This window comes from Stenotrophomonas sp. 86156_Sma, from assembly GCF_056481625.1.
Window position 1 is genome coordinate 1,849,929 of sequence record NZ_CM151157.1, and the last position, 23,218, is coordinate 1,873,146.

30 protein-coding genes, 4 tRNA genes and 1 riboswitch are annotated in these 23,218 nt (G+C 66.0%); of the genes, 19 read left to right on the top strand and 15 right to left on the bottom strand.

Annotation, left to right across the window (positions count from 1 at the left end; translation table 11 throughout):
* Positions 1-3 precede the first annotated feature (3 nt).
* Positions 4-732, top strand: coding sequence for an ABC transporter ATP-binding protein (locus tag ACZK33_RS08645; protein ID WP_032128913.1), 729 nt, complete (start codon positions 4-6; stop codon positions 730-732).
* Entirely contained in the window at positions 729-1,643 is a 915-nt protein-coding gene (locus ACZK33_RS08650) for an HlyD family secretion protein (RefSeq protein WP_423174071.1), read from the top strand. Before ACZK33_RS08645 ends, ACZK33_RS08650 begins: the two co-directional genes overlap by 4 nt.
* Before the next feature lie 2 nt (positions 1,644-1,645).
* Here ACZK33_RS08650 and ACZK33_RS08655 read toward each other — a convergent pair whose 3' ends face one another.
* Positions 1,646-2,095, bottom strand: a complete 450-nt coding sequence (locus ACZK33_RS08655; RefSeq protein WP_423174072.1) for a hypothetical protein — start codon at positions 2,093-2,095, stop codon at positions 1,646-1,648.
* Entirely contained in the window at positions 2,088-2,489 is a 402-nt protein-coding gene (locus ACZK33_RS08660; protein WP_032128918.1) for a hypothetical protein, read from the bottom strand. The genes ACZK33_RS08655 and ACZK33_RS08660 overlap by 8 nt, the downstream gene beginning before the upstream one ends.
* A gap of 130 nt (positions 2,490-2,619) precedes the next feature.
* Between ACZK33_RS08660 and ACZK33_RS08665 the strand changes: the two genes are divergently transcribed.
* The 3 genes from ACZK33_RS08665 (at position 2,620) to ACZK33_RS08675 (ending at position 3,053) form a co-directional block, all read left to right on the top strand.
* Positions 2,620-2,695: transfer RNA gene (locus tag ACZK33_RS08665), tRNA-Gly, on the top strand.
* Between the two features lie 142 nt (positions 2,696-2,837).
* A tRNA-Gly gene (locus tag ACZK33_RS08670) sits at positions 2,838-2,913 on the top strand.
* Positions 2,914-2,979: 66 nt separating this feature from the next.
* Positions 2,980-3,053, top strand: a tRNA-Cys gene (locus tag ACZK33_RS08675).
* 72 nt (positions 3,054-3,125) lie between these two features.
* Here ACZK33_RS08675 and ACZK33_RS08680 read toward each other — a convergent pair.
* Positions 3,126-3,530 (bottom strand): NUDIX hydrolase, encoded by a 405-nt coding sequence (locus tag ACZK33_RS08680; RefSeq protein WP_014036635.1) that lies wholly within the window; start codon positions 3,528-3,530, stop codon positions 3,126-3,128.
* Positions 3,531-3,637: 107 nt separating this feature from the next.
* Between ACZK33_RS08680 and ACZK33_RS08685 the strand changes: the two genes are divergently transcribed.
* The gene (locus ACZK33_RS08685) at positions 3,638-4,159 is read left to right on the top strand and encodes a GNAT family N-acetyltransferase (RefSeq protein WP_423174073.1); all 522 of its coding nucleotides are present in this window, start codon (positions 3,638-3,640) and stop codon (positions 4,157-4,159) included.
* A gap of 10 nt (positions 4,160-4,169) precedes the next feature.
* On the opposite strand, the gene ACZK33_RS08690 is transcribed toward ACZK33_RS08685, so the two are convergent.
* Entirely contained in the window at positions 4,170-4,811 is a 642-nt protein-coding gene (locus ACZK33_RS08690) for a flavin reductase family protein (RefSeq protein ID WP_423174074.1), read from the bottom strand.
* 105 nt (positions 4,812-4,916) lie between these two features.
* Between ACZK33_RS08690 and ACZK33_RS08695 the strand changes: the two genes are divergently transcribed.
* Positions 4,917-5,621 (top strand): ArsR/SmtB family transcription factor, encoded by a 705-nt coding sequence (locus ACZK33_RS08695; protein ID WP_049399948.1) that lies wholly within the window; start codon positions 4,917-4,919, stop codon positions 5,619-5,621.
* Between the two features lie 123 nt (positions 5,622-5,744).
* Entirely contained in the window at positions 5,745-6,014 is a 270-nt protein-coding gene (locus ACZK33_RS08700; RefSeq protein WP_032128923.1) for a hypothetical protein, read from the top strand.
* Positions 6,015-6,029: 15 nt separating this feature from the next.
* Here ACZK33_RS08700 and ACZK33_RS08705 read toward each other — a convergent pair whose 3' ends face one another.
* From ACZK33_RS08705 to ACZK33_RS08715, 3 genes are all read right to left on the bottom strand, one after another.
* Entirely contained in the window at positions 6,030-6,794 is a 765-nt protein-coding gene (locus tag ACZK33_RS08705; protein ID WP_423174075.1) for a thioesterase family protein, read from the bottom strand.
* Between the two features lie 118 nt (positions 6,795-6,912).
* Positions 6,913-7,113 carry a hypothetical protein gene (locus ACZK33_RS08710; protein WP_032128925.1) on the bottom strand — a complete coding sequence of 67 codons (201 nt, stop codon included), beginning with the start codon at positions 7,111-7,113 and terminating at the stop codon, positions 6,913-6,915.
* Positions 7,114-7,201: 88 nt separating this feature from the next.
* A complete protein-coding gene (locus tag ACZK33_RS08715) occupies positions 7,202-8,278 on the bottom strand; it encodes an alpha/beta hydrolase family protein (RefSeq protein WP_423174076.1) in 1,077 nt (358 codons plus the stop codon).
* 261 nt (positions 8,279-8,539) lie between these two features.
* On the opposite strand from ACZK33_RS08715, the gene ACZK33_RS08720 reads away from it, so the two are divergent.
* A complete protein-coding gene (locus ACZK33_RS08720) occupies positions 8,540-9,052 on the top strand; it encodes a P-loop nucleotide/nucleoside kinase family protein (protein WP_423174077.1) in 513 nt (170 codons plus the stop codon).
* 96 nt (positions 9,053-9,148) lie between these two features.
* Positions 9,149-9,982: an AraC family transcriptional regulator gene (locus tag ACZK33_RS08725; protein ID WP_032128928.1), complete on the top strand. Its 834-nt coding sequence runs from the start codon at positions 9,149-9,151 to the stop codon at positions 9,980-9,982.
* Positions 9,983-9,985: 3 nt separating this feature from the next.
* Here ACZK33_RS08725 and crcB read toward each other — a convergent pair whose 3' ends face one another.
* Positions 9,986-10,378: a fluoride efflux transporter CrcB gene (gene crcB, locus ACZK33_RS08730; RefSeq protein WP_032128929.1), complete on the bottom strand. Its 393-nt coding sequence runs from the start codon at positions 10,376-10,378 to the stop codon at positions 9,986-9,988.
* Between the two features lie 82 nt (positions 10,379-10,460).
* A riboswitch (Fluoride riboswitch) is annotated at positions 10,461-10,524 on the bottom strand.
* Between the two features lie 22 nt (positions 10,525-10,546).
* Positions 10,547-10,948, bottom strand: coding sequence for a transcriptional regulator (locus tag ACZK33_RS08735; RefSeq protein ID WP_010486043.1), 402 nt, complete (start codon positions 10,946-10,948; stop codon positions 10,547-10,549).
* Positions 10,949-11,059: 111 nt separating this feature from the next.
* Here ACZK33_RS08735 and ACZK33_RS08740 point away from each other — a divergent pair, with 111 nt between their 5' ends.
* Complete coding sequence (locus ACZK33_RS08740) at positions 11,060-11,269, top strand: helix-turn-helix domain-containing protein (protein WP_032128930.1); 210 nt, start codon at positions 11,060-11,062, stop codon at positions 11,267-11,269.
* Positions 11,270-11,622: 353 nt separating this feature from the next.
* Positions 11,623-11,859: a hypothetical protein gene (locus ACZK33_RS08745; protein ID WP_032128931.1), complete on the top strand. Its 237-nt coding sequence runs from the start codon at positions 11,623-11,625 to the stop codon at positions 11,857-11,859.
* 1 nt (position 11,860) lies between these two features.
* Here the strand turns inward: ACZK33_RS08745 and ACZK33_RS08750 are convergent, their stop codons facing one another.
* Positions 11,861-12,910, bottom strand: a complete 1,050-nt coding sequence (locus tag ACZK33_RS08750; RefSeq protein ID WP_121503772.1) for a 4Fe-4S dicluster domain-containing protein — start codon at positions 12,908-12,910, stop codon at positions 11,861-11,863.
* Positions 12,907-13,194 (bottom strand): hypothetical protein, encoded by a 288-nt coding sequence (locus tag ACZK33_RS08755; RefSeq protein WP_010486039.1) that lies wholly within the window; start codon positions 13,192-13,194, stop codon positions 12,907-12,909. The genes ACZK33_RS08750 and ACZK33_RS08755 overlap by 4 nt, the downstream gene beginning before the upstream one ends.
* A gap of 179 nt (positions 13,195-13,373) precedes the next feature.
* On the opposite strand from ACZK33_RS08755, the gene ACZK33_RS08760 reads away from it, so the two are divergent.
* Together ACZK33_RS08760 and hemN are read left to right on the top strand one after the other, a co-directional pair.
* A complete protein-coding gene (locus tag ACZK33_RS08760) occupies positions 13,374-13,814 on the top strand; it encodes a group III truncated hemoglobin (protein WP_423174078.1) in 441 nt (146 codons plus the stop codon).
* Positions 13,815-13,858: 44 nt separating this feature from the next.
* Positions 13,859-15,268, top strand: coding sequence for an oxygen-independent coproporphyrinogen III oxidase (hemN, locus tag ACZK33_RS08765; protein ID WP_132809774.1), 1,410 nt, complete (start codon positions 13,859-13,861; stop codon positions 15,266-15,268).
* Positions 15,269-15,291: 23 nt separating this feature from the next.
* On the opposite strand, the gene ACZK33_RS08770 is transcribed toward hemN, so the two are convergent.
* Positions 15,292-15,378, bottom strand: a tRNA-Leu gene (locus ACZK33_RS08770).
* 142 nt (positions 15,379-15,520) lie between these two features.
* Here ACZK33_RS08770 and ACZK33_RS08775 point away from each other — a divergent pair.
* The 4 genes from ACZK33_RS08775 (at position 15,521) to ACZK33_RS08790 (ending at position 19,628) form a co-directional block, all read left to right on the top strand.
* Positions 15,521-15,955 (top strand): BLUF domain-containing protein, encoded by a 435-nt coding sequence (locus ACZK33_RS08775; protein WP_032128935.1) that lies wholly within the window; start codon positions 15,521-15,523, stop codon positions 15,953-15,955.
* 142 nt (positions 15,956-16,097) lie between these two features.
* Positions 16,098-17,384: a nucleotide sugar dehydrogenase gene (locus ACZK33_RS08780; protein WP_423174079.1), complete on the top strand. Its 1,287-nt coding sequence runs from the start codon at positions 16,098-16,100 to the stop codon at positions 17,382-17,384.
* A gap of 55 nt (positions 17,385-17,439) precedes the next feature.
* A complete protein-coding gene (locus ACZK33_RS08785) occupies positions 17,440-19,062 on the top strand; it encodes an FMN-binding glutamate synthase family protein (RefSeq protein WP_049420983.1) in 1,623 nt (540 codons plus the stop codon).
* A gap of 104 nt (positions 19,063-19,166) precedes the next feature.
* Entirely contained in the window at positions 19,167-19,628 is a 462-nt protein-coding gene (locus ACZK33_RS08790) for a GNAT family N-acetyltransferase (RefSeq protein WP_423174080.1), read from the top strand.
* Between the two features lie 55 nt (positions 19,629-19,683).
* Here the strand turns inward: ACZK33_RS08790 and ACZK33_RS08795 are convergent, their stop codons facing one another.
* The 3 genes from ACZK33_RS08795 to ACZK33_RS08805 all read right to left on the bottom strand — a co-directional run bounded on the left by ACZK33_RS08795 (position 19,684) and on the right by ACZK33_RS08805 (position 22,609).
* The gene (locus tag ACZK33_RS08795; RefSeq protein WP_478453914.1) at positions 19,684-20,589 is read right to left on the bottom strand and encodes an IS110 family transposase; all 906 of its coding nucleotides are present in this window, start codon (positions 20,587-20,589) and stop codon (positions 19,684-19,686) included.
* Between the two features lie 351 nt (positions 20,590-20,940).
* Positions 20,941-22,188 carry a TIGR03862 family flavoprotein gene (locus tag ACZK33_RS08800; protein ID WP_423175821.1) on the bottom strand — a complete coding sequence of 416 codons (1,248 nt, stop codon included), beginning with the start codon at positions 22,186-22,188 and terminating at the stop codon, positions 20,941-20,943.
* Entirely contained in the window at positions 22,175-22,609 is a 435-nt protein-coding gene (locus ACZK33_RS08805) for an FKBP-type peptidyl-prolyl cis-trans isomerase (RefSeq protein WP_004152813.1), read from the bottom strand. Before ACZK33_RS08805 ends, ACZK33_RS08800 begins: the two co-directional genes overlap by 14 nt.
* A gap of 70 nt (positions 22,610-22,679) precedes the next feature.
* On the opposite strand from ACZK33_RS08805, the gene ACZK33_RS08810 reads away from it, so the two are divergent.
* Positions 22,680-23,045 carry a DUF6164 family protein gene (locus tag ACZK33_RS08810; protein WP_032128940.1) on the top strand — a complete coding sequence of 122 codons (366 nt, stop codon included), beginning with the start codon at positions 22,680-22,682 and terminating at the stop codon, positions 23,043-23,045.
* Positions 23,046-23,218 lie beyond the last annotated feature (173 nt).

Genomic DNA, 23,218 nt, shown 5'->3' on the forward strand with positions numbered 1-23,218 from the left:
CCGATGACTTCCATACGCGCCGTCGCCCCGACCCTGCAGGCCGACGCACTGGAAAAGGGTTTCATGTCCGGCGACGTGCAGGTGCCGGTGCTGCGTGGCCTGTCGCTGGACATCTATCCCGGAGAGCTGACCCTGGTATCGGGCCCATCCGGTTGCGGCAAGAGCACGCTGCTGTCGTTGCTGTCTGGGTTGTCTGCGCCCGATGGCGGCCGCGTGCACGCGCTCGGGCAGGATGTGGGCCACATGACGCGCAGTGAAGTGGAGCGCTTCCGCCTGCACCATGTCGGCTTCGTGTTCCAGGGCTTCAATCTGTTCCCTGCACTGACCGCACTGGAACAGGTGCAGCTGCCGCTGGGCTATCGCGGCATGAGCAATCGCGAAAGCGAACCGCTGGCGCGCAAGGCATTGGATGAGGTCGGCCTCAGCCACCGCAGCCACATGCGACCGGCGCAGCTGTCCGGTGGCGAGAAGCAGCGTGTGGCCGTCGCGCGCGCCTTCGCCAAGTCGCCGACGCTGATCTTCGCCGACGAACCGACCAGCGCGCTGGATGCCGAGAACGGCCAGCGCGTGATCGACATCCTGCATCGCTACGCACGTGCGCATGGCGCCACCGTGCTGTGCGTGAGCCACGATCCACGCCTGATCCGGCATGCGGATCGGGTGATCGCCATGGAAGACGGCATGGTCCGTGATGACCGCCGCCAGAACGAAACTGTAGAGTCCGCCCCATGACCAAGACGTTGCACCTGCTTCCCTTCAGCCTGGTACTGTCCGCGGCGCTGCTGCTCGGCGCCTGTTCCAAGGACGCGCCTGCCCAAGCACCTGCAGGCAAAGCCGGCACTGCCACCGCCGGCAAGGTCGCGGTAGCGCGCGGCATCATCGACGTCGAGGGTGGCCTGATCGCGCTGGCGCCTCCGGTGGATGGTTCGATCACCGCCGCGCCGGTGAAGGAGGGTGCCACGGTGAAGAAGGGACAGCTGCTGCTGTCGCTGGATGGCGCCCTGCTGCAGCAGGAGGTGGCGATGGCCACTGCCGATCTCGCCTTGGCCAATGACCGTCTGAAGGGCAGCCAGGCGCAGCTGCGCGAACTGGAGCGCAATGCGACTCGCCTGTCCACCGGCGCCAGCGAAGGCGTGTCGTCCAACCAGCAGGCCGATGCAGCCAAGCAGCAACTGGCCGGTGTGCGCGCCGATGTCGACGTGGCCGGTGCGCAGGTCGACATGGCCCAGCACAAGCTGGAACACGCCAGACTGAAACTGCAGCAGATGTCGCTGAGCGCGCCGGAAGCCGGCACCGTGGTCGGCCAGGTGCCGGGCCTCGGCGCCTTCGTGCAGGCTGGCAAGCCGGCGATCTCGCTGCTGCCGGCGCGTCCGCTGCAGGTGCGTGCAGAACTGAGCGCCGCCTATGCCGATGCCGTGCAGGTGGGCATGAAGGCCACCGTCGTGCCGGACAGCGATGGCGCCGAAAACACCGGCACGCTGCCACCCGCGCGCGTGGTGCGCATCAGTCCGGTGTTCGCGCAGGCGCGCCTGCCTGAAGACGCCGGGCGTGGCGTGGCCAAGGTGGTGGAGTGCGTGCTGGAGTTCGACGGCGAGGCCAAGGCGCGCTTCGGCCAGCATGTGCGGGTGGAGTTCCGGAAGTAGGCCTAGCGCTTTAGTGGGGCCGCCTCCGCACGTCCTCGGCGCCTGAGCGCCCGCCATGCGCTCACCGCCGACACCACGCACAGCGCCAGCAGCAGTCCCACGTCCAGCAGCAGCAACCACAGCAGATGCATGCCGTGCACCGGCGGCTGATGCATGGCCGACAGCATCCACGGTACCGACCACGCCAACAGCAGAACGAAGGCAATCAACAGGCGCAGCCACAGCCGCTTCAATTTCCACGGTCGCACGATCAAGGCGGCCACGACCAGTTCAACCGTGCCCAGCAACGCGAACATGATGACGGTGCTGGTCGGGTAGGACAGTTCGGCGCCTTCCAGGCGGTGCAGCAACCAGTAGTCCGGGGTGAAGCCGGCATTGACCAGCGCAGCGATCAGTGCCAGCCAGGTCAGCGCGACCAGCAACCAGAACAGGCGGATGTAACGTCTAGGCATCGGCGGTGTCCATGGTAGCGGGCAGGCGGCTGCGTGATGCATAGCACACCGATGTGGCGATCGCGGCCAGCGCCAGCAGGCCAGGCCCGACAGTGAAGTACAGCAGGCGCAGCGGGTGGTTGTGCATCAGCGTCCAGGTCGCGAACGTCAGCGGAACCGCCAGCACCAACAGCTTGGCGAACAGCGGCCGCAGCACCGCAATCAGTGGCTGGGCGCCAAGGAACATCCAGAACAGGTAGAACTGCGCGATGCCCAGGCTGATGTCGCGATGCGAGGTGAAGCCGAAATGGTCGCGATACCAGTTCATTCCCAGGGGAATCAGTGCCCAGTACAGCAGGGCCACCAGCAGATGCAGCAGCAGGGCGATCAACAGGGGCTTGCCGCGAAGGAACATGGGCGCACGGGGCTGGGCGGGGCAGCGTACCCCAGTGCGGACGCCCATGACCGCATCGTGTGAAGACTGTTGACGGCGTGAAGGAATTTGGACACAATAGCGCTCCTTCGACGCAGGTCGAACGGAATCTGCGGGAATAGCTCAGTTGGTAGAGCGCAACCTTGCCAAGGTTGAGGTCGCGAGTTCGAGTCTCGTTTCCCGCTCCAGATTCTACAGGGCCCCGGTAGGGGCCTTGTTTTTCTCCCGCCACGGCAAGGCGGGGCACGTTGGGCCACAAGGCTTTACGCGCAGTCAGAAAAGTGAAATCGCTGGTGTGTGTTCCGGATTTCCGGTATCATGGCGGCTTACGCGGGAATAGCTCAGTTGGTAGAGCGCAACCTTGCCAAGGTTGAGGTCGCGAGTTCGAGTCTCGTTTCCCGCTCCATGTTCCGACAGGCCCCATCATGGGGTTTTGTCTTGTCAGGGCTCCGCTCCTGGCGCGCAGTACGTTGGCCTCATGGCAGAGTGGCTATGCACCGGATTGCAAATCCGTTTACAGCGGTTCGATTCCGCTTGAGGCCTCCAATTGAAAAGCCCTGACTCCGGTCAGGGCTTTTTGTTTGTCTGGATACCGGCACGTGCCCGGATCGATACTCGCTACAGCCGGGCCAGCGCCTGCACCGTGGCCTGCGTCAGCGGCTGGGGCAGTGAATCCACGGCAAACCAGCCTAGCCCGGTCTGCACACCCGGCTCCTGGATGGAGGCCTCGGTGCAGGTAGTTGCCCGTGCCTCGTAGATCGGCGCAACCCAGTGCTGCGCAAGCGCCGGCTCGAAATGATCGGCCACGCATAGCAGGCGCAGCAGCTGCACTTCCAAGGCGGTCTCCTCGCGGACTTCGCGGACCACGGCAGCCTCTACCGTTTCCATCCAGTCGACTTTGCCGCCGGGCAGGCCCCAATGCCCGCGCTCCGGATCGCGTCCGCGCTGGATCAGCAGGATGCGGCCGTCGGCATCACGGACGACGGCGCCGCATCCAACTCGGGGAATCTGAAGTTCAGTCATGGCAGAGAATGAAGAAGGAGCCGTCTTCATTCTTGCATGCACGCCGTATCAGGCGAACCCGCGCTAGGCTGGGCACCTGTGCATCAGCAACCTCACAGGTGTGTCGCATGCTTCTCCGGCAACTCGGCGCTGACGACGCCGATATTCTCTGGCAAGCACGGTTGCAGGCCCTTCGCGAGTCGCCTGCGGCGTTCCTGTCCACGCTGGCCGAGGCGCAGGATGACTCGGCGGACGTGATGCCCGCCCAGCTTGCCGATCCCGGCACGCGCTACTTCGGCACGTTCGTGGACGGCATGCTGGTGGGTTTCCTGCGTTACGTACGCCCGGTGCGGATGGCGCGACGGCATACGGCGGAAGTGCACAGTGTCCATGTGGGTGCTGGCCATCGAGGCCAGGGTATCGCCCGTCAGCTTCTTCTTGCCGCGTTCGCGGCTGCGCGCGCGGAAGGCATCGAATCGCTCACTCTCACGGTGCTGGCGGACAACGCCGCCGCGCGCGCGCTGTATGAATCGCTGGGTTTCACCGAATCCGGCGTCGAGCCGCGCGCGGTGAAGCGCGACGGCCGCTATGTGGACATGGTGTCGTACTGGATTTCAGTGACCAGCCACCCACCATCGCCGGCACCTTGAATCACCCGCTCTACGCCGGATCGTGGACCGGCGTCTGCGCGCGGAAGTTGCGCCCGACTGGTTCACCCACGCCCAGGTAGTGGCGGAACAGATAGATCAACGGTTTCCAGTGGGCGACATCGATGTGCTGGGTGCCAGCCACGGTGATCGCTTCGTGCGCATGCACGCAACGGATCCGTCCTTCGACGATCACGAAGCCCTGGCTGTCATCCTCGGCGGGCGGGTGCATCGCCATCACGCTGACTTCCACCTGCAGCGGGCACTCGGCAATCGCCTCTGGCGCGACGTGCGTCGAGGCGACCGCACTGAAGCCCCCCAGCGCGAACTTGTCGCGGACGTGCACGTAGCCGATCGCCTGTTTGGCAGTGGGCACCGGGTCGCAGCCTGTCGCGCGCGCGATGGCCTCGACCTGTGCGGCCTGCGCGGAGGATGGGAAGTTCAGTACGCACTCGTTGCGCAGCTGCAGGTTGCGATAGCCCTGACCCTGCACGCCGAGGCCCAGCACTACCCGGTTGCCCAGGGCCCAGAACGAAGACAACGGACTGATGTTGCTGCTGCCGTCGTCGTTCAGCGTGGTCATCAGCAGCACAGGCGTGCCCGGGTACAGGACCGAAGGGGTGATGCAGCGGCGGGGAATCGGAGCGGTTTTCACGGCAGGCCTTGCACTATCGGGGTGGCCACTGTGCCGTGGCAGCGGGTGCCGATGCTTCGGCCTGCATCGAACTGTCGGCCTGCAACGGCGTGCCACAATGCGGGCATGGTCCACACCTCCGGTTCCCTTGTCAGCGTCGGTGCCCTGGTTGGCGACCAGGCGCGCGCATCCATGCTGCTGCAGTTGATGGATGGGCGTGCGTATACCGCGACGGAGCTGGCACGCGTGGCTGGGGTGACACCGCAGACGGCGAGCACGCATCTGCGCAGGCTGGTCGAGGGCGACCTGCTGGTCGCTGTCGCGCAGGGGCGCCACCGCTATCACCGGTTGGCCTCGCACGAAGTCGCCGACATGCTGGAGGGCATCCTGCGCGTTGCGGACCGCACGCCGTCCTGCACCGCTGAGGCATCACGCAGCATGCCGGCGTTGCGCCAGGCGCGTTCCTGCTACCGGCATCTGGCTGGTGTGCATGCGGTGGCGATCACCGACCGCTTGTTGCAGGCAGGACACCTGGTCCCGCACCAGGCGCATTGGCAAGTGAGTGTAGAGGGCGCAGCGTTCCTGCAGGAGCTCGGCCAGCCGCTGGCTGAGCTGCTGCGGCTTCCCGTGACGGTCAAGCCTGCGCGCTACTGCCGAGGATGCCTGGACTGCACCGAGCGGCGCCCGCATCTGGCCGGGCTGGTCGGCGAGGCGATGCTGGACAGCTTCGTGAAGAACGATTGGCTTCGGCGGGTTGAGGGTCGACGCGAACTGCGCCTGACGCAGCCGGGGCGCGAAGCGCTGTGGACGCGGTTCGGCCTGGCGACATAAGGGCCCCTCCAGTCTCATTCGCCCACGACATGGCAAGGCGCTATGGTCGAGTTCCAAGTCTTAGGGAGCTGCAATGGCGAGCAAGGACATGAACGATCGCGGCACGCTGGCGGTATGCCGGCAATGAGCAAATCTTCTGTGGAAGTACGTTGGCTGACGTTCCGCCTGATGAACGGCCAGTCGATCGGACCGGATCGGCTGAAGGATGGATGGGTGATTGCTTCGGAGACCCGCCACTGTGGCGTGCGGCGTGAAGCCATTGAAGGCGCGGGCGTGGTCTACGCGCTGTATGCACCGGCCAACCTCGCCTCACCGCGGCGCGCGGAGATGCGCATGCGCGAATTCCTGATGAGCTCCGGCTACACCTTCACCATGGGTACGCTGGGCGGCTGACGCCGCCCTTTGGGGTCACGGGCGTACGGTCAGTGCCTGGCCGAGCATGCCGATCGAACCGCGCGCATCGTGCAGCACGGTGCTGGTCAAGCCGAGACCCTGGTGGCCAAACGACACCGACGTGTCGAAGCCCAGCCACTCGCCTTCGGGCATGCCGAACAGGTGCGCGGTCAGATCGAGGTTGGGGAAGGCGACCTCCTTCGGATCGGCGCGCACGGCCATGCCATTGGACAGATCGAACAGGGTGGCGGCACGGGCCAGCGGACTGACCGGCTCGCCGTCCAGCAGCGCGTGCTTCGCGCGCGCCCAGTAGGTGGCACGGCCGGGCCCCTGATCATGTCGGCGGATCTCCACGCTCTTGATGAAACCACCTGGCCAGACCGTACCTGGGTCCCACGCGGGCATTGATTCCGGCGGCGCAATGCCGGTGATCGGCGTGCCGGCGATGGCCTGCGTATCGTTCGGGCGCATCAGCCATGCACGCACGCGCAGCGCCGGGCGATCGTCATGGCGCAGCGTGGCTTCGACCAGTTCGATGGTGCGACCACCGCGCAGCACCTGTACGTCGGCCTCCATCGCTTCGATCGGAATGGTGCCGAGGATGTCGTAGGACAGGCGCGCGATCAGAAAACCGTGCCCACGCGCTGCGGCGTCGCGTTCCAGGTGGTGCGCCAGCAGCCCGATCGCAGGTGCGATGTGTTGTTCGCGGATGTTCCAGGCGCCGCCCGTGTGTTCGGTCGGCAGGTAGCGGGTGTCGCTCAGTCGTTCGAAGAAGGCCATCGTATGCGTTGTGTCAGCAGGGAGGGGAGGCGGCAGATGCTGCACGGGTCCCTGCATCGTAAGCGTTTGGCAGCGTGGCCGGCTGAGCCGGCTCCCGCAGGAGCCGGCCGGATGCCGGTCAGGAGGACTGGCAATCCATTTCGCGGCACATCTTGTACTGGGCCAGGCATTCTGCGGGTGTCTTGGCCAGTGGGCCTGAAGTTGCGCGCAGACAATATTCGTACTGCTGGCTGCAGAATTCACAGGGGCCTGCGGCGAAGGCCAGCCCGGTCACGGCCATGCCAAGGAACATCACGGTCTTCAAGGTCGTCTTGATCATCACGTCAGTCCTTTGTGTGCCCGTCAATGGGCCCGGCCACCATAGCAGTCCTTATGGCGCGCCCCTGATGCGCTGCGACACGTTGAGCTCAACGCTGGATTGCCTTCAAGGCATCGACAACCTGTGCTTCAGAGAAGCCACAATGCCCTTCGCCCACCGGCGGCAGCACGCGCGGCAATGGTCGCGCGCCGGCCTGTGCGGCCATCTGCGGATACACCGCCTGCATGTGCGGCACGATGGTGGGATCGTTGTTGTTGAACTGGACCGCCAGCGGTCGCTTCAACGCGCCGCTCAGTGCCAGCTTCGCGCGGACATCGGCCTGTGCCGCAGGCACGGGAGCGATGCGCTGCACGCCGGCATTGAACGCGGCGTCGTCACCGAATCCGCTGTACACCACACCAAGGTTGCCGGCCGGCATGCCGCCGCTGCGCGTGGCCAGTTCATGCAGGACCAGCGTGTGCAGGCTGATTGTCCCGGCCAGTGCAGCCGGAGCGACCTGCAGTCGCTTGGCGAGCATGTCGGCATGCTGGGGATTCCGTTGCAGCGCGTCGGCGATGCCCTGATAGAGCACTCCCTGCGGCAGCACGGCCGCTTCATGCGAAGCCAGTCCGGTGGCCGGCAGGCCTGCAGCGTTGGGGAAAAAGTAATCGAAGGCGACCAGCGTGGTCAGCAGATCTGCGGCGATCTGTTCGCCACTGAGATTGGCACCGCACAGCGAGACGCCACCCGTGTAGTGCTTCGGGTAGCGCTCGAGGCTGGCGAGTGCCACCGCGCCGCCCATCGAGAATCCGAGCAGCCAGGTGTGGCGCACGCGCTTGAGTTCGCCCAGCGCGTGCTGGCGCAGGCGCTCCATGTCGGTGATCGCATCGGCCACTGCCCAGCCCTGGCTGGCGTAGGCACTCTGCGCGACGGCGTAGCCTGCGGACAGCAGCGTTGCGGTGCTGTCATTGGCGGTCATCGGCGTAGTGCGTGGCACGCCCACCGGCTCGTAGCCGTGCGCCAGCATCACCAGGTCGCCGTTCCAGTCAGCCGGCACGTCCAGGCGCCAGGGTGCGCCCTGCAGCTCACCGCTGAGCATGCGTGGTGCCGTGGGGGGCGCAGCCAGCAGCGATGCCGCAGGCAGCAGAAGGCCGAGGGCGAGGGCGCATCGAAGCAAGGGTCGCATCGTGGTCATTCCATGCGGGAATCGCGCCGAGCATAGATCCCCGCAAAACCTTGCGCGCGCTGCACTGCCGCAGGGGATTGCCCGCCGGCCAGGCTGCGCTCTACGCTGGCGGCATGGTCCTGCACAGCACCGCGTCGATTATCCGCATTCCCCACGGGAAGGCGGGATAGCGCGCGGTCGCCACGGCCATGCAACCCGCCCGGGAGGGCGGGTTGCATGCGGCGCTCTCCCGGGTACTGGAATCCATCAAGGAGAACGCAGATGCATCATCTTTCATCGACCGACAATGCGCCGACCCTGCACCTGGTGTGCGGCAAGATCGGTTCCGGCAAATCCACCCTGTCGCAGCAGCTGGCGGCGCAGCCACGTCATGTGCTGATCAGCGAGGACGCCTGGCTGGCCGCGCTGTATCCCGACCAGATCCATTCCGTTGCCGATTACCTGCAGCGCGCGGCCGCGCTGCGCGGAGCGCTGACGCAGCATGTATGCGCAATCCTGCAGGCCGGCCTTTCGGTCGTGCTCGACGTTCCGTTCAATACGCGGGCCGCCCGTGCATGGGGCCGAGAACTGTTCGAGTCGGCCGGTGTTGCCCACCAGCTGCATTTTCTCGATGTTGCCGACGCCATCTGCAAGGCGCGGCTGCATGCCCGCAACGCGCGCGGTGAGCACCCGTTCCAGCCCAGCGACGAAGCCTTCGAGCAGATCACCCGTCACTTCGTGGCACCTGCGCAGGAGGAGGGCTTCGTGGTGATCCGCCATTCACAGGATGCTTGAGGGCGCGGAGAGGGCGGCGTTCAGTCGACCATTTCGGTGGTGATTCCGATACGATCTGTCGCATTGAGCTCGCCTCGCTTGACCCGGAGTCCCGTCATGGTCGACCGTCTCGCCATACTGCTCGAACGTTTTGCGGTGACCGCCTCGGTATTCCATGCCGGTGCGCTGTGCGGCATCAACACGCTGGAGGGCGAAGACGAGGCGGGTCAGCTGCACCTGGTGCGGCGCGGGCCGGTGCAGGTCAGCCACGGGCAGCAGACCGTGCAGGTCGAAGTGCCGAGCCTGCTGCTGTATCCGCGGCCGATGCCGCATCGATTCAGCACCGACCCGCAGCAGGGCGCCGACATGGCCTGCGCCAACCTGCATTTCGAGGGTGGCCGGCTCAATCCGATCAGCGCCGCGCTGCCTGATTTCATCTGCCTGCCGCTGGCCGATCTGTATGGCGGCAACGCGGCGCTGGAACTGCTGTTCGAAGAAGCGTTCGAGCAGCGTTGCGGGCGGGCGGCGATGGTCAACCGGCTGTTCGAGGTGGTGATGATCCAGGTGTTGCGTCAGCTGATGGAAGGCGGCGAGATGCGTGGCGGCCTGTTCGCCGGGCTGGGTCATCCGCGGCTGCGGTTGGCGCTGGTGGCGATGCATGAAGCGCCGGCGCAGGCGTGGACGCTGGAAGACCTGGCCGAAGTGGCCGGCATGTCACGCAGCGTGTTCGCCGCCAGCTTCCGCGAGGCGATGGGCACCACGCCGGGCCAGTACCTGCAGGGCTGGCGGGTGGGGCTGGCGCAGCAGGCACTGCGCCAAGGCAGACCGCTGAAGCGGATTGCCGACGATGTGGGGTACGGCAGCGAAGCGGCGCTGTCGCGCGCGTTCAAGGCGCACACCGGGCAGTCGCCGCGGGAATGGCGGGGACAGGCCCGTGCCAGTGCGGCCTGAGCGTCAGCCGAGCACCAGCCGGGCCAGCTTCATCCCACCGAACAGGCCGGCCAGGCCCAGTGCCACCGAGCCGCCGGCATACAGTGCCGCCAGCCCATGCTGGCCACGCTGCAGCAGCAGGCCGATCTCCAGCGCATAGGTGGAAAACGTGGTGTAGCCGCCGAGGATGCCGGTGGCCAGCAACAGGCGCAGCTGCGGCGAGGCGCCATTGCGCATCGCGAAGACCTCGACCACCACGCCCATCAGCAGGGCGCCGCTGACGTTGATCAGGAAGGTCGACCAGGGCCAGGGACTGCCGACGGCCACCCGCGCGCCGATCAGGTTGCAGGCATGGCGCAGGCAGGCACCGATGCCGCCTCCGACGAAGACCAGGAAATAATTGTTCAGTGTTTGCATGGCGTGCCTCGAATGCGGGTTCGCAGGGTCAATGGCGAACGCCGAGGGCAGGCACGACCTGCCGTCGACGAACACCGGGTTCGTCCTGGCAGGAGCCATCAGCCTTCTCAGGCGGTTATCGGGGGAGCCCCATCCCCATCGCGGTCCATGCTACCAGCGGCGGTGCATTCACGTCATCGAGGTCGTCAGCACGCGGGCGACCTTGCTGCGGCTGAAGCCATCCATCAGCAGTTCGAACGCGAGCAGATCCAACGCTGCATGGCGGCGATGGTCGATCTCCAGCCCGTTCTCGGCCACCAGGTGACTGACCAGCTCGTAGGCGTCCTGCCAGACATCCAGATGGGCCTGGCTGGGGATGTAGGCACTGCCAGGCTCACCGACGCCGAGCCCGCTGACCCCGTACAGCAGCTCGCGTGCGTCCAGCTTGGCCGCATCGGCGATGCGGAACAGCTGTTCGGCTTTCACGTGCGAGGCGCTCACGTGGTCGTTGAGCCAGTTGCTGATGGTTGCTGTCGTTGATTTGGCGGCGCGTGCCAGATCGGCCGGGCGTGGGTGCCCGGCTTTCTTCATGGCTGCCGCGAGTCGTTGGCCGAGAGTATTCATCTATGCAAGCCAGCTTAACGCGTGGATTGCGAAGAAGCCTTGTCGCAAGAATCAGTCTGGTTAACAGAAGGACCGACCGTGACCGAATTCTGGAGCAAGCGGCAGGTGCGCACCCGGCTGGGATTCCAGACCGATGCCGAACTGGCCCGCTTCTTTGGCATCAGCCGTTCCGCAGTGTCGCAATGGCCGAAGGATTTCCCGATTCCGGCCCTGCGGCAGTACATCCTGCATCAGCGCTATCCGAACCTGTTCCCCACGACAGAAGCGTCGGCGGGCGAATCCATCTGACTTGCGCCGCCTTTTGTCGCATTTAGCGCGCTAAGCGCAATTTGCTAAGTATGCTTAGCAAAATAGGCAAGATCGATCGATCTGAGGGTCACAATCGGCGCCATCTACTGGAGTCATCGGTCCATGGTTCCCGCGGCCTGTCGGCTTCACCCCATCCGGGGGCCCCGGGGTCCCGTATGTAGTTTCGTGAACGATTAATAATTTCAATCACGAAAGTCGCTGCATGTAATTGACCTGTCGTGAAATCTATGACTAATTGGAGTCAACCAAGCGTGAAGCCTGGGAGTCTTTCAGTAGCACGCAAGTGAGTCGGTAGACCGTCAACAATGCAGAACAAGTCCAACGGAGGTCGTATGGAATACGGCATGCATGGCTTGGCTGAACGGGTACGCCGCGAACTGGAAGCCAGTTACCACAAACACGGATGCGGTCCGGCGTTCTGGGATACCTACCAGCAGGTGCTGGACCGTCTGGTCCCGCAGGGGACCGAGCGTACCGAAGTCACCAACGAAATGGCGCTGATCATCGAACAGCTGGGCATCGTCCGGCGTGCGCAGCTTGTGCCGCCGCACGCCAGCGGGTCGCGTTGATTCAGAGCAGGCGCCAGGCGCCGCAGGCAAGCAGCGCCAGCAACAAGGACAGCAGCGCCAACGTCCGGGGGCGCCACAGGCGCTTCGGTTGTCCGGCCATTGCCTGCGGACTGCAGTAGCGCACCAGCGCCGGACCGAAACCGGCCCGGTGCTGCTGTTGTGCGCAGGCCTCCAGGCAGGCACCGCAGGCCAGGCAATCGGCTTGCGGTCCCTGTCGGATGTCCAGTTGCATCGGGCAGGCAATGACGCAGGCCGCGCAATCGGTGCAATCACCCAGACGGTCGGCGCTGAAGGTCGGCATCGGTCCAGCCAGCAGCGGATGCGCGGCGCGGAATACGTAGTCCTGCGCAGTGGTCGGGTCGAGCAGGCCGCGGCCACGGCCCAGCACCCCGCCGAGCCCGGATGGACGTGGCCCGCGCGGCTCACCGCGACGGGCGTCGTACAGCATGCGCGGCGTATGCGGATCGGTCAGCAGTGGTTGCATGCGTGCGAACGGGCACAGCGAACGGCAGACCTGCTCGCGCAGGAAACCGGCGTTTCCCCAGGTGGCAGCGGCATAGAACAGTACCCAGAACGTTTCCCAGCCGCTCCAGCCAGCGTTTGGCGCGGCGGCCAGCAAGCCGGTGATCGGGCTGAACAGGCCGACGAAGGTAATGCCGGTCCACACTGACAGCAGTCCCCAGGCAAGCTGGGTGACCGGGCGTACAGCAGGTGCCGGCAGCATGCGGGCCGCGCTGCGGGCGATCCAGTCGAAGGCGCGCCGCCACAGCGTCTGCGGGCAGGCATGGCCGCACCAGATGCGTCCGGCGAGGTGGGTAAGCAGCGCCAGGCCGACGGCCAGCACCGCCAGCAGGCCGATCAGTACGCCGACGTCGCCGGGCCACAGGGTCCAGCCGAACAGGTCGAATCGCCGCGCGTTGATGTCCAGCAGCAGCGCCTGGCGGCCCTCCCAGCGCAGCCACGGCAGTGCGTAGAACAGCGCCAGCAGGGCGGCGCTGAGCGTGCCGCGCCAGTGCCAGGGACGGGGAGTCCGGGTACATGACGTGCTCATCCCAGCGGCAGCTCGTCGTCGTCATCGCTCGGCATGGGCCGCTGCAGGTACCAGGTGACCGCGCTGGACAGTGCCGTCACCGACCAGAACATGAAGAATCCCGCCGTGTAACCCAGTTCGCGGCTGATTGCGGTGCCCGGGAAACTGATGGCCTGCAGGCGCAATGGATCGACGAAGGCGAAGAACACCACGCTGGCCACGCCGGCGGCGATGAAGCTGGGCCAGAGGATGGCGCCCCACTGCTGGATCAGCCGCTGGCGGCGGTTGGGAGAAGGTCTGTTCATGCTGTCCCGGATCGAAAAGTGGGCGGCGCGTATACTTCGCCAGGGTCGGCGCTGCATCCGCAGGGCATGCTTCCTGCAAGCGTGCCAGCCTAGGTGCAGCGGACTGCGCCGACATTGATCTGGATCAACGGTGGTGATGGCCGGCTGCGGCACACTGCCGGCAAGCTTTGGGTGCCCCGATGAACGCAACACCGCCGCCTGTTCTTCCCGTTGCCTCGCCCGAGTTGTGCACCGAGCAGGAAGTGACCCGCCTGGTTCACGATTTCTATGCCCGCGTGCGCGAGGAAGAGCGGCTGGGGCCGGTGTTCGGCGCGCACGTCCACGACTGGCCGAAGCACCTGGCGCAGCTGGTCGACTTCTGGTCGGCGATGCTGCGCGGCACCCGCCGGTTCAAGGGCTCGCCGATGTCCAAGCATATGGCCATCGAGCTGGACAAGGACCTGTTCGACCGCTGGCTGGTGCTGTTCCGGATCACCACCGCCGAATGCAACAACCCGCCGATGCAGGAGCTGGCCAACGACGTGGCCGCGCGTATCGGTGACACCTTCTGGAAGCGCTACCAGATGCTGCGCTGGCCGCAGGTCGGCCTGCCGGTGCTGGGGATCCCCGGCAAGGATTGATCTGGGTCAAGGCGGCGCAGGCCGCCCGGCGCGATGCTGGCGGCATGGACACGTTCTCTCCCGCCGCTGGTGGCCTGGCCTGGACCTTCGACCCCGATCTTCTGCGCCGGCACGACCGGCCGGGCCCGCGCTACACCTCGTACCCGACCGCGCCGCATTTCCATGATGGCTTCGACGCGCCGGCACTGCGCCAGGCGATCGCCGACAGCAACCAGCTGGCCCGTGCGCTGTCGCTGTACGTGCATGTGCCGTTCTGTTCCAGCCCCTGCTTCTACTGCGGCTGCAACCGGGTGATCACCCGTGATCGCGGTCGTGGCCACAGCTACGTCTCACGCGTGCTGGCCGAGGCCGACCTGCTGGCGCCGCAGTTCGATGACGGCCGCGAGGTGATCCAGCTGCACCTGGGCGGTGGTACGCCGAACTTCCTCGATGCCGAAGCGATGACCACGCTGGTGGAAGGGTTGCGCCGGCGCTTCGATTTCAGTGATTCGCCGCAGCGCGATTTCTCGATCGAACTCGATCCGCGCTTCATCGACACCCGCGACGTCGCCATGCTGGCGCGGCTGGGGTTCAACCGGGCCAGCCTGGGCGTGCAGGATTTCGATCCGCAGGTGCAGGAATCGATCAACCGCGTGCAGGGTGTGCAACAGACGCTGGACATCCTGCGCGCCTGCCGCGACAGCGGCATGCGATCGGTCAACGTCGACCTGATCTATGGGTTGCCGGGACAGAGCCTGGAAGGCTTCGGTCGCACCCTCGAGCTGGTGCTGGCGCTGCGCCCGGACCGCCTGGCGGTCTACGGCTACGCGCACCTGCCGCATCTGTTCCGCGCGCAGAAGCAGATCGACGAAAGCCGCTTGCCGTCACCGGAAGACAAGCTGGCGCTGCTGGGTCTGGCGGTGGAGAAGCTCTCCGCGGCGGGCTACCAGTACATCGGCATGGATCACTTTGCGTTGCCGGAAGAGGATCTGTCGCGCGCACAACGCGCCGGCCAGCTGCATCGCAACTTCATGGGCTATACCACCCACGCCGATACCGATCTGCTCGGCCTGGGCGTGAGTGCGATCAGCCACATCGGTGCCACCTACAGCCAGAATCCGCGCGACCTGCCGTCGTGGGAGGATGCGGTGGACCAGGGCCAGCTGCCGGTCTGGCGCGGCGTGGCACTGAGTGCCGACGACCAGCTGCGCGCGGAACTGATCCAGCAGCTGATGTGCCAGGGCGAGGTGGATGGCGTGCTGCTGGGGCAGCGTCACGGCGTGGATTTCGAGCAGTACTTCGCCGAGGACCTGCGTTCGGTACAGCGGCTGCAGGAAGACGGCCTGGCTGAATACCGCGATGGCGTGGTGCGTGCCAGTGAACCCGGGCGACCGCTGCTGCGGCTGCTGGCGATGTGCTTTGACCCGTATCTGCGTGCCGCGCACGAGCAACCACGTTATTCGCGGGCGATCTGAAAGCGGGACGTGCTGCGTGCGTGTGGTGCCCGGAGCCGGAATCGAACCGGCATGGGGTTGCCCCCGGCGGATTTTAAGTCCGATGCGTCTACCAGTTTCGCCATCCGGGCCTGCAGCGCGGCGCCGATTGTAGCCCACCTGCGGTTCCGCAACCGGATTGCATCATGGCGGCGGCGTGCTTACGTGCTTAACTGTCGATCGCATTCATGTCATAGTCCCTGCCATCGTTCCCAGGGGGGGGGGAGCCACCTGATGTCGCTGCACGCGATTGCCTATGCCAGTGAGGCCCGCGCCGATCTGCAGACAACCGATCTTGACCGCCTGCTGGCCGACGCCACGGCATTCAATCGTGTAGCCGGTGTCACCGGTGTGCTGATGTTCGACGGAGCGCGCTTCCTGCAGTATCTCGAGGGCCCGGAGGACGGCATCGATTCGGTGTTCCAGCGCATCCTCAATGCGCGCAGCCACGGGCAGCTGAAAGTGTTGTGCCGTGCCCCCGTAGTGCAGCGCGCATTTCCGCGCTGGTCGATGGGCACGCGGCGGATCGAACCGGAGCTGCTGGCACAGATCGTCGACGCCGCGTGGCCCGGCTTCCTGCTTGGCAGCGGTGGATTCGAGCGCCTGCTGCAGGCCTGGACCGGCGCCGACGGTGAACTGGAACCGGCCGCGGTGGCGTTGGGGTCCTGAGCCCGCCTTGGCGGCAGGGCACCGGGGCCGGTAGGCTGTAGCCTTTCTGGCGCAGGTTTTCCGGAGTGGTGTAGCAGATGAGTGTGTTGGCCGAGGCCATGGCAGCGTATGTGCGATCGCATCCGTTGCGCGGGATGTGCCGATGAGTGCGCCGGTAGCGGCGGCCAGCGCACCCCGGTTTGCGGTGATCGGCCTGGGCTACGTCGGCCTGCCGTTGGCGGTGGCGTTTGGCCGGCAGTGGCCGACGTTGGGTTTCGATATCGATGCCGGTCGCATCGCCGAGCTGCGCAACGGCCAGGACCACACGCTGGAAATGGAATCCGACGAGCTGGCCAGTGCGCAGCTGCTGCAGTACGGCAGCGATCCGGCACTGCTCGATGCCTGCAACGTCTACATCGTCACCGTGCCGACCCCGATCGATGCTTACGAGCAGCCCGACCTGGAGCCCCTGCGTGCGGCGACACGGCTGATTGCCAGTCATCTTCGCGCCGGCGACCTGGTGATCTACGAGTCCACGGTCTACCCCGGTACCACCGAGGAAGTGTGCGTGCCGCTGCTGGAGCAGGGTTCGGGCCTACGCTTCAACGAAGACTTCTATTGCGGCTACAGCCCGGAACGGGTCAGCCCCGGCGACCGCCAGCGGCGCCTGGCCGACATCCGCAAGATCACTTCCGGCTCGACAGCGGAAGTCGCTGCGGTGATTGATGGTCTGTACCAGCGCATCATCGCCGCCGGTACCTTCCCGGCACCGTCGATGCGGGTGGCCGAAGCGGCCAAGGTGGTCGAGAACATCCAGCGCGACGTCAACATTGCGCTGGTCAATGAGCTGGCCCTGATCTTCGACAGGCTGGGCATCGATACCCAGGACGTACTGGACGCCGCCGGTAGCAAGTGGAATTTCCTGCCGTTCCGGCCGGGGCTGGTCGGCGGCCACTGCATCGGCGTGGACCCGTACTATCTGCTGCACAAGTCCGAGAGCGTGGGCTATCACCCGGACCTGATCCACACCGCACGACAGGTCAACAACCGCGTCGGCGAGCACGTGGCGGCGCGGGTGCTGGCGATGCTGGCCGAGCGTGGCCGTGCGCCGGCGGACGCACGCATCCTGGTACTGGGCGTGACCTTCAAGGAGGATTGCCCGGACCTGCGCAACAGCCGCGCGCTGGAGCTGGCGCAACGCCTGCGCGATGCCGGTGCGCAGGTGGAGGTCAGCGACCCCTGGGTCGGCCCGGCGGCGTTGACCGGCGAGGGCCTGGATTGGCTGGCCGATCCCGGGGCGGGGTGTTATGACGCGGTGGTGCTGGCGGTGGCCCACGCCCGTTTCAAGGCGATGGATGAATCCGCAATCCGGGGCCTGCTGGCGCCGGGAGGCCTGGTCTACGACGTGAAATCGGCCTGGCCGCGCAACGTGGTTGACGATCGCTTGTAAGCCTTGGCAGCGGGCGGCGCGGTAGACTCGGGGGCAGTTGCAACCGAGGAAAGCCATGCACCGGTATATCGTCTACCTGCTCGCCATCCTGATGTTCCCGATATGCCTGTGGCTGGCCACGATCTGGCCGGCCTGGTATTGGGGCGTCGGCCTGACTGCCGCGATGGTGGCGCTGGGGACCTGGGACCTGCTGCAGAAGCGCAGCACGCTGCGCCGCAACTATCCGGTGATGGCGCACTTCCGCTACGGGCTGGAATCGATCGGCCCGGAGATCCGCCAGTACTTCGTGCAGAGCGACCTGGAAGACGTGCCGTTCTCGCGCCAGCAGCGTGCACTGATCTACCAGCGCGCCAAGAACGAGATGGACACGGTGCCGTTCGGCACCCTGCGCAGCACCTATGCGGTGGATTACGAGTGGATCAACCATTCGCTGGCACCGACCGCCATCGCCAAGCATGACTTCCGTGTGTTGATCGGCCCGAACTGTGCCAAGCCTTATTCGGCCAGCGTGTTCAACATCTCGGCGATGAGCTTCGGTTCGCTGTCGGCCAATGCCATCCGCGCGCTGAACGAAGGCGCACGCCGCGGTGGCTTCTATCACGACACCGGCGAAGGTTCGATCTCGCCCTACCACCGCGAGATGGGCGGCGACCTGGTGTGGGAGATCGGCTCGGGCTACTTCGGTTGCCGTGACGAGAAGGGCGGTTTCAGCGAGGAACGCTTCGTTGCCAATGCCACCCATGATCAGGTCAAGATGATCGAGATCAAGCTGTCGCAGGGCGCCAAGCCCGGCCACGGTGGCGTGCTGCCGGCGCCGAAGGTGACCGCCGAGATCTCGGTGACGCGTGGCGTGCCGATGGGTGTGGACTGCGTGTCACCGTCGCGTCACTCGGCGTTCTCGACGCCGGTCGAGCTGCTGCAGTTCGTTGCACGCCTGCGCGAGCTGTCCGGTGGCAAGCCGGTCGGTTTCAAGCTGGCCATCGGCCACCCGTGGGAGTGGTTCGGCATTGCCAAGGCGATGCAGGAAACCGGGCTGCTGCCGGACTTCATCGTGGTCGACGGCGCCGAGGGTGGCACGGGTGCGGCACCGGCGGAGTTCGTCGACCATGTCGGCGTGCCGATGCACGAAGCGCTGCTGTTGGTGCACAACACTCTGGTCGGCCTGGATCTGCGCGATCGCATCCGCATCGGTGCGGCCGGCAAGATCACCAGCGCGTTCGACATCGCGCGGACCATCGCGCTGGGGGCTGACTGGTGCAATGCCGGCCGAGGCTTCATGTTCGCGCTGGGCTGCATCCAATCACTGAGCTGCCATACCGACAAGTGCCCGACCGGCATCGCGACCCAGGACCCTGCACGCTGGAAGCATCTGGATGCACCGGACAAGGCCACCCGTGTGTACAGCTACCACGAGCACACGCTGCACGCCCTGAAGGAGCTGCTGTGTGCGGCGGGCCTGAACGATCCGGCCGAGCTGGGGCCGGAGCACATCCTGCGCCGCGTCTCACCGGTGGAAATCCGTTCACTGGCCTCGCTGTACCGCTACCTGGAACCAGGCGAACTGCTGCACAAGGTGCCCGACCATGCGGTGTTCCATGCGTTCTGGGCCGATGCACGCAGCGACTCGTTCCAGCCGCCGCCGAAGATCCAGGCGCTGCGCGCCAGCAAGTCGCGGTAACCGTTGCTGTAGCATCGAGCCATGCTCGATTGCCTTTAGATCAGACATCGCGCTGTTGGAACGAAGAACAGCCGAGCATGGGCTCGGCTCTACAAGGAGGCGTCATGCAGTTCAGGACCGGCACCATGGATGATGTGGCTAGGCTGTGGGCCCTGCGCACGCGCTGTGTGCGCGAGACCTGCAGCAGCCATTACCCTCCCGAGGTCATCGCGCCCTGGTCTGCCTCGCCGCCACCGTCGCAGTACGCGCGGCTGTTGTCGCAGGGGGGCTGCGTGGTGGCCGAGGACGGGCAGGGTGTCCTGCTCGGGTTCGGCGTGTTTGATACCGATGCCAACGAGGTTGATGCGTTGTTCGTCGATCCGGATCGCGGCGGCAAGGGCATCGGCCAGGCGCTGATGCGGCGCCTGCTGGCGATGGCCGATCGTGATCGTGAGGTGGTGCTGTCGGCCTCGCTCAACGCCGTGCCGTTCTATCAACGGCAGGGCTTTGTCAGTGTGCGCGAAGAGACTTACCCGCATCCCAGCGGCGTGGCGCTGGCCTCGGTGAGCATGCGCCGGCCATGGTGATGTAGCGTCGAGCTTGCTCGATGGTTTTTGTAGAGTCGAGATCCTATGTTCGTGGTCAAGCCTGCTGGAAGCAGGCTTGACCCACCTTCAGCATGGCCGGATCGAAGTCCCGGCCGCTTTTGAAGACACCCCAGGCGATCCTGGCCAGCTTTCTGGCCAGGATGTTGAAGACGGCGGTGCTGGGGTGACCGCGTTTTGACAGCTCGTCGTAGAGCGGTTGCCCCCGACGACACCGCTTGAGCCCCATGGCGGCCATGTAGAGCATCTGGCGCAGCACTGGCGCGCCCTGTTTGGACAGCCGACGCCGTCCCGTTCTGCCGCCAGACTCGTTGGGCCGGGGATCCAGGCCCGTGTAGGCGATCCACGCGTTGGCGTTGGCCAACGGCCAGCGCGTCATGTAGTAGATCAGGTGAGCGGCGACAGCGGGGCCGATACCAGGGATGGTCAACAGGCGCTTGTAGAGCGTGCCATGCTCTCCATCGCGACCCAAGCGCTGCAGTTCGCTTTCCAGCTCGGACAGCGTCCCAGCCAGAGCGCAGAACAGATCTGACAGCTCCCCGGGGGCACTTTTGCTTACCCCGAAGGATTGCTCCAGCCGCGCGCGTGTCTTTACCAGCGTCTGCCGCTTGCGCAGCAAATCGTGCATCTGCTGCTGCTCATCGGTACGCGGTACGTATTCACGCAGGCGATCGTTCTCCTTCTTCACGTATCGGGCGATCGCTTCGGCGTCCATGGCGTCCGTCTTGCCACGCGAGCCCGTCGCCCGGCCGTAGTGCTTGATCAGACGTGGATTGATCACATAGACAACGTGGCCTGCCTGGCCAGCCATCCGAGCCAACAACTCGTAGTACCGCCCCGTCGCCTCCATGCCAATCCGGCATCGCTGGGGCAAGGTGTTGAGCCACTGGGCTATGCCGGCCCGGGTGTTGGCGATCCTGTCGCCGGCCTTGCGGTCGGCCACTGCCGGTACGAACTCCTTGGAGTCCACGTCCACGCCAATATCGAGAGAATCAGACATTTGTACGGCTCCCAGCTATCTTTAAGGGGCTGGGGTGGTACCGCACCGACGTTAGCTTGCCTACATCGACGATCCCCTTTGGGGGCCGTACGATCCTTTATCGACGTTCGTGTGCGGGATGGGGATCGCTCGACTCGTCTGTCGGCTAGTATCCGCAGATGCATGCTTGACGGTCCCTCCACCCTGGCTCCTACATACCGCGTAGGAGCCGGGAGGAACATACAAGCCATGCTCGACTGCTCTATCGCCTGAATCAAGAGCAGTCGAGCATGGCTCGACTCTACAACGCAGGTGTCACCGCGCTGCCAGCCACCCGATCACGCCTTCCGCAGCACGCAGGCCACTGGCGTAGCACGCGGTCAGCAGGTAGCCACCTGTCGGCGCCTCCCAGTCCAGCATCTCGCCGGCACAGAACACGCCGGGCACTGCCTGCAGCATCAGGCCATCATCCAGCGCATCCAGGCGCACGCCACCGGCGGTGCTGATCACCTCGGCCATCGGCCGGGGGCGCAGCAGGCGCAGGGGCAGGCGCTTGAGCGTAGCTGCCACGGCAGGCAGATCGTTGCCCGCTTCCTTGCCCAGCATCTCGAACACCAGCGCGGCCTTCACTGCATCCAGGCCGGCCTGGCGACGCAGGTGTTCGCCGAAGCTGCGACCCTTGCGCGGGCGTGACAGGTCGGCCAGCAGGCGTGCTTCATCGCGGCCCGGCACCAGGTCCAGCCACAGCATCGCGTGGCCATCGCGGTTGATGGTCTCGCGCAGGTCTGCGGCCAATGCGTAGATCAGGCTGCCTTCGATGCCGTACTCGCTGGCCACGCATTCGCCCTGCAGCGACTGCGGCTGTCCGGCCAGGTCGACCCAGTGCGCGACCACCGGCTTCAACGGTGCGCCGGCATTGCGCTCGGCGAAGAACGGCGTCCAGTCCACGTCGAAACCGCAGTTGGCCGACTGCAGCGGTGCGATGTCTACGCCACGTGCCTGCAGTGGCGAGACCCAGGCGCCGTCACTGCCCAGCTGCGGCCAGCTGCCGCCACCCATGGCCAGCAGGGTGGCATCGGCATGCACTTCAACGGCGCCGTCTTCGGTTTCAAATCGCAGGGCGCCGTCGTCGCTCCATCCGATCCAGCGGTGGTTGGCGTGCAGGCGCACACCCTGTTCTTTCAGGCGGCGCACCCAGCCGCGCAGCAGTGGGGCTGCCTTGCGGTCGACCGGGAACACGCGGCCGGAGCTGCCCACATAGGTCTCCACGCCAAAGCCGGCAGCCCAGTCGCGCAGCGCCTGCGCGTCGAAGCCGTCCAGCCAGCGTCCCACGGCAGAGGCCTGCTCGCCGTAGCGGCTGTCGAACAGCGGCCGCGGATCGGAATGGGTGAGGTTGAGCCCACCCTTGCCGGCGATCAGGAACTTGCGGCCGGGCGAACCCTTGGCCTCGTACAGGTCCACCTGCAGCCCGGTCGCGCGCAGGCGCTCGGCGGCGAACAGGCCGGCCGGGCCGCCGCCGATGACGGCGACCCGTGGAGGCGTTGCGGTATTACGGTTTGACATCGAGCAGCTCGACATCGAAGACCAGCGACGAGCCGGCCGGGATCGGGCCAACCCGGCGGTCGCCGTAGCCGTAGTCCGGCGGGATCATCAGCGTGCGCTTGCCGCCGACCTTCATGCCGGCCACGCCCTCATCCCAGCCGCGGATGACCTGGCCGGCGCCGAGCGCAAAGGTGAACGGTTCGCCACGGCTGACCGAGCTGTCGAAGGTCTTGCCGTGCTTGGTTTCGGTGCGGTTGTCGTAGATCCAGCCGGTGTAGTGCACGGTGACCTTGTTGCCGGCAACGGCTTCGGTGCCGGTGCCCGGGACGGTATCGATGCGCTCGAAGGTGGTCAGGGTGCCACCCGGCGGTGGGCCGGACGGTTCGGTCGAGCAGCCAACGGCGGCGAGGGACAGCAGCAGGGGAAGCAGCAGGCGGCGCATCGGGCGACTCCGGAAGGGCGCAGGGCAAGGGCGGCAAGGGTAGCGCATCGGCGCCGGGTATCATGGGGGCATGGCAAAACTCCTGCTCAATCTGCGCAATGTCGGCGACGACGAATACGCCGATGTCTGCACGCTGCTCGACCAGCACGGCATCGCCTGGTATCGCACCGAACCCAGCCCCTGGGGCATTTCCAACGGCGGCCTGTGGCTGCGCGAGGACGCCGATCATCCGCGTGCAAAGGCGCTGATGGCCGAGTACCAGGCCGAACGCGGGCCGCGCATCCGTGCCGAGCGCGAGCAGGCGTTGCGCGAGGGGACGGCGGAGACCTTCGGTAGCCTGTTCCGGCGCCGGCCGGTGTATGTGGTGCTGGTGCTGCTGGCGATGGCCGGTGCGGCGGCGCTGGTGCTGCTGCCGTTCGTGCTGTTGCGGGGGTAAGGGGGGCTTCTGGCCGGGTTGCACCCGGCACCCGCCGATGCCAGGGCAACTACAACAGCAACTACAACAGCAACAGCAGGCAATCCGTGGTGGGCAGGGCGGTGTGGGCAGGCGGGACACGCCGTAAACCCCGCTCCGCGGCCCGGCCCAGCCGCTGGCGGCTGTGCGTTCGG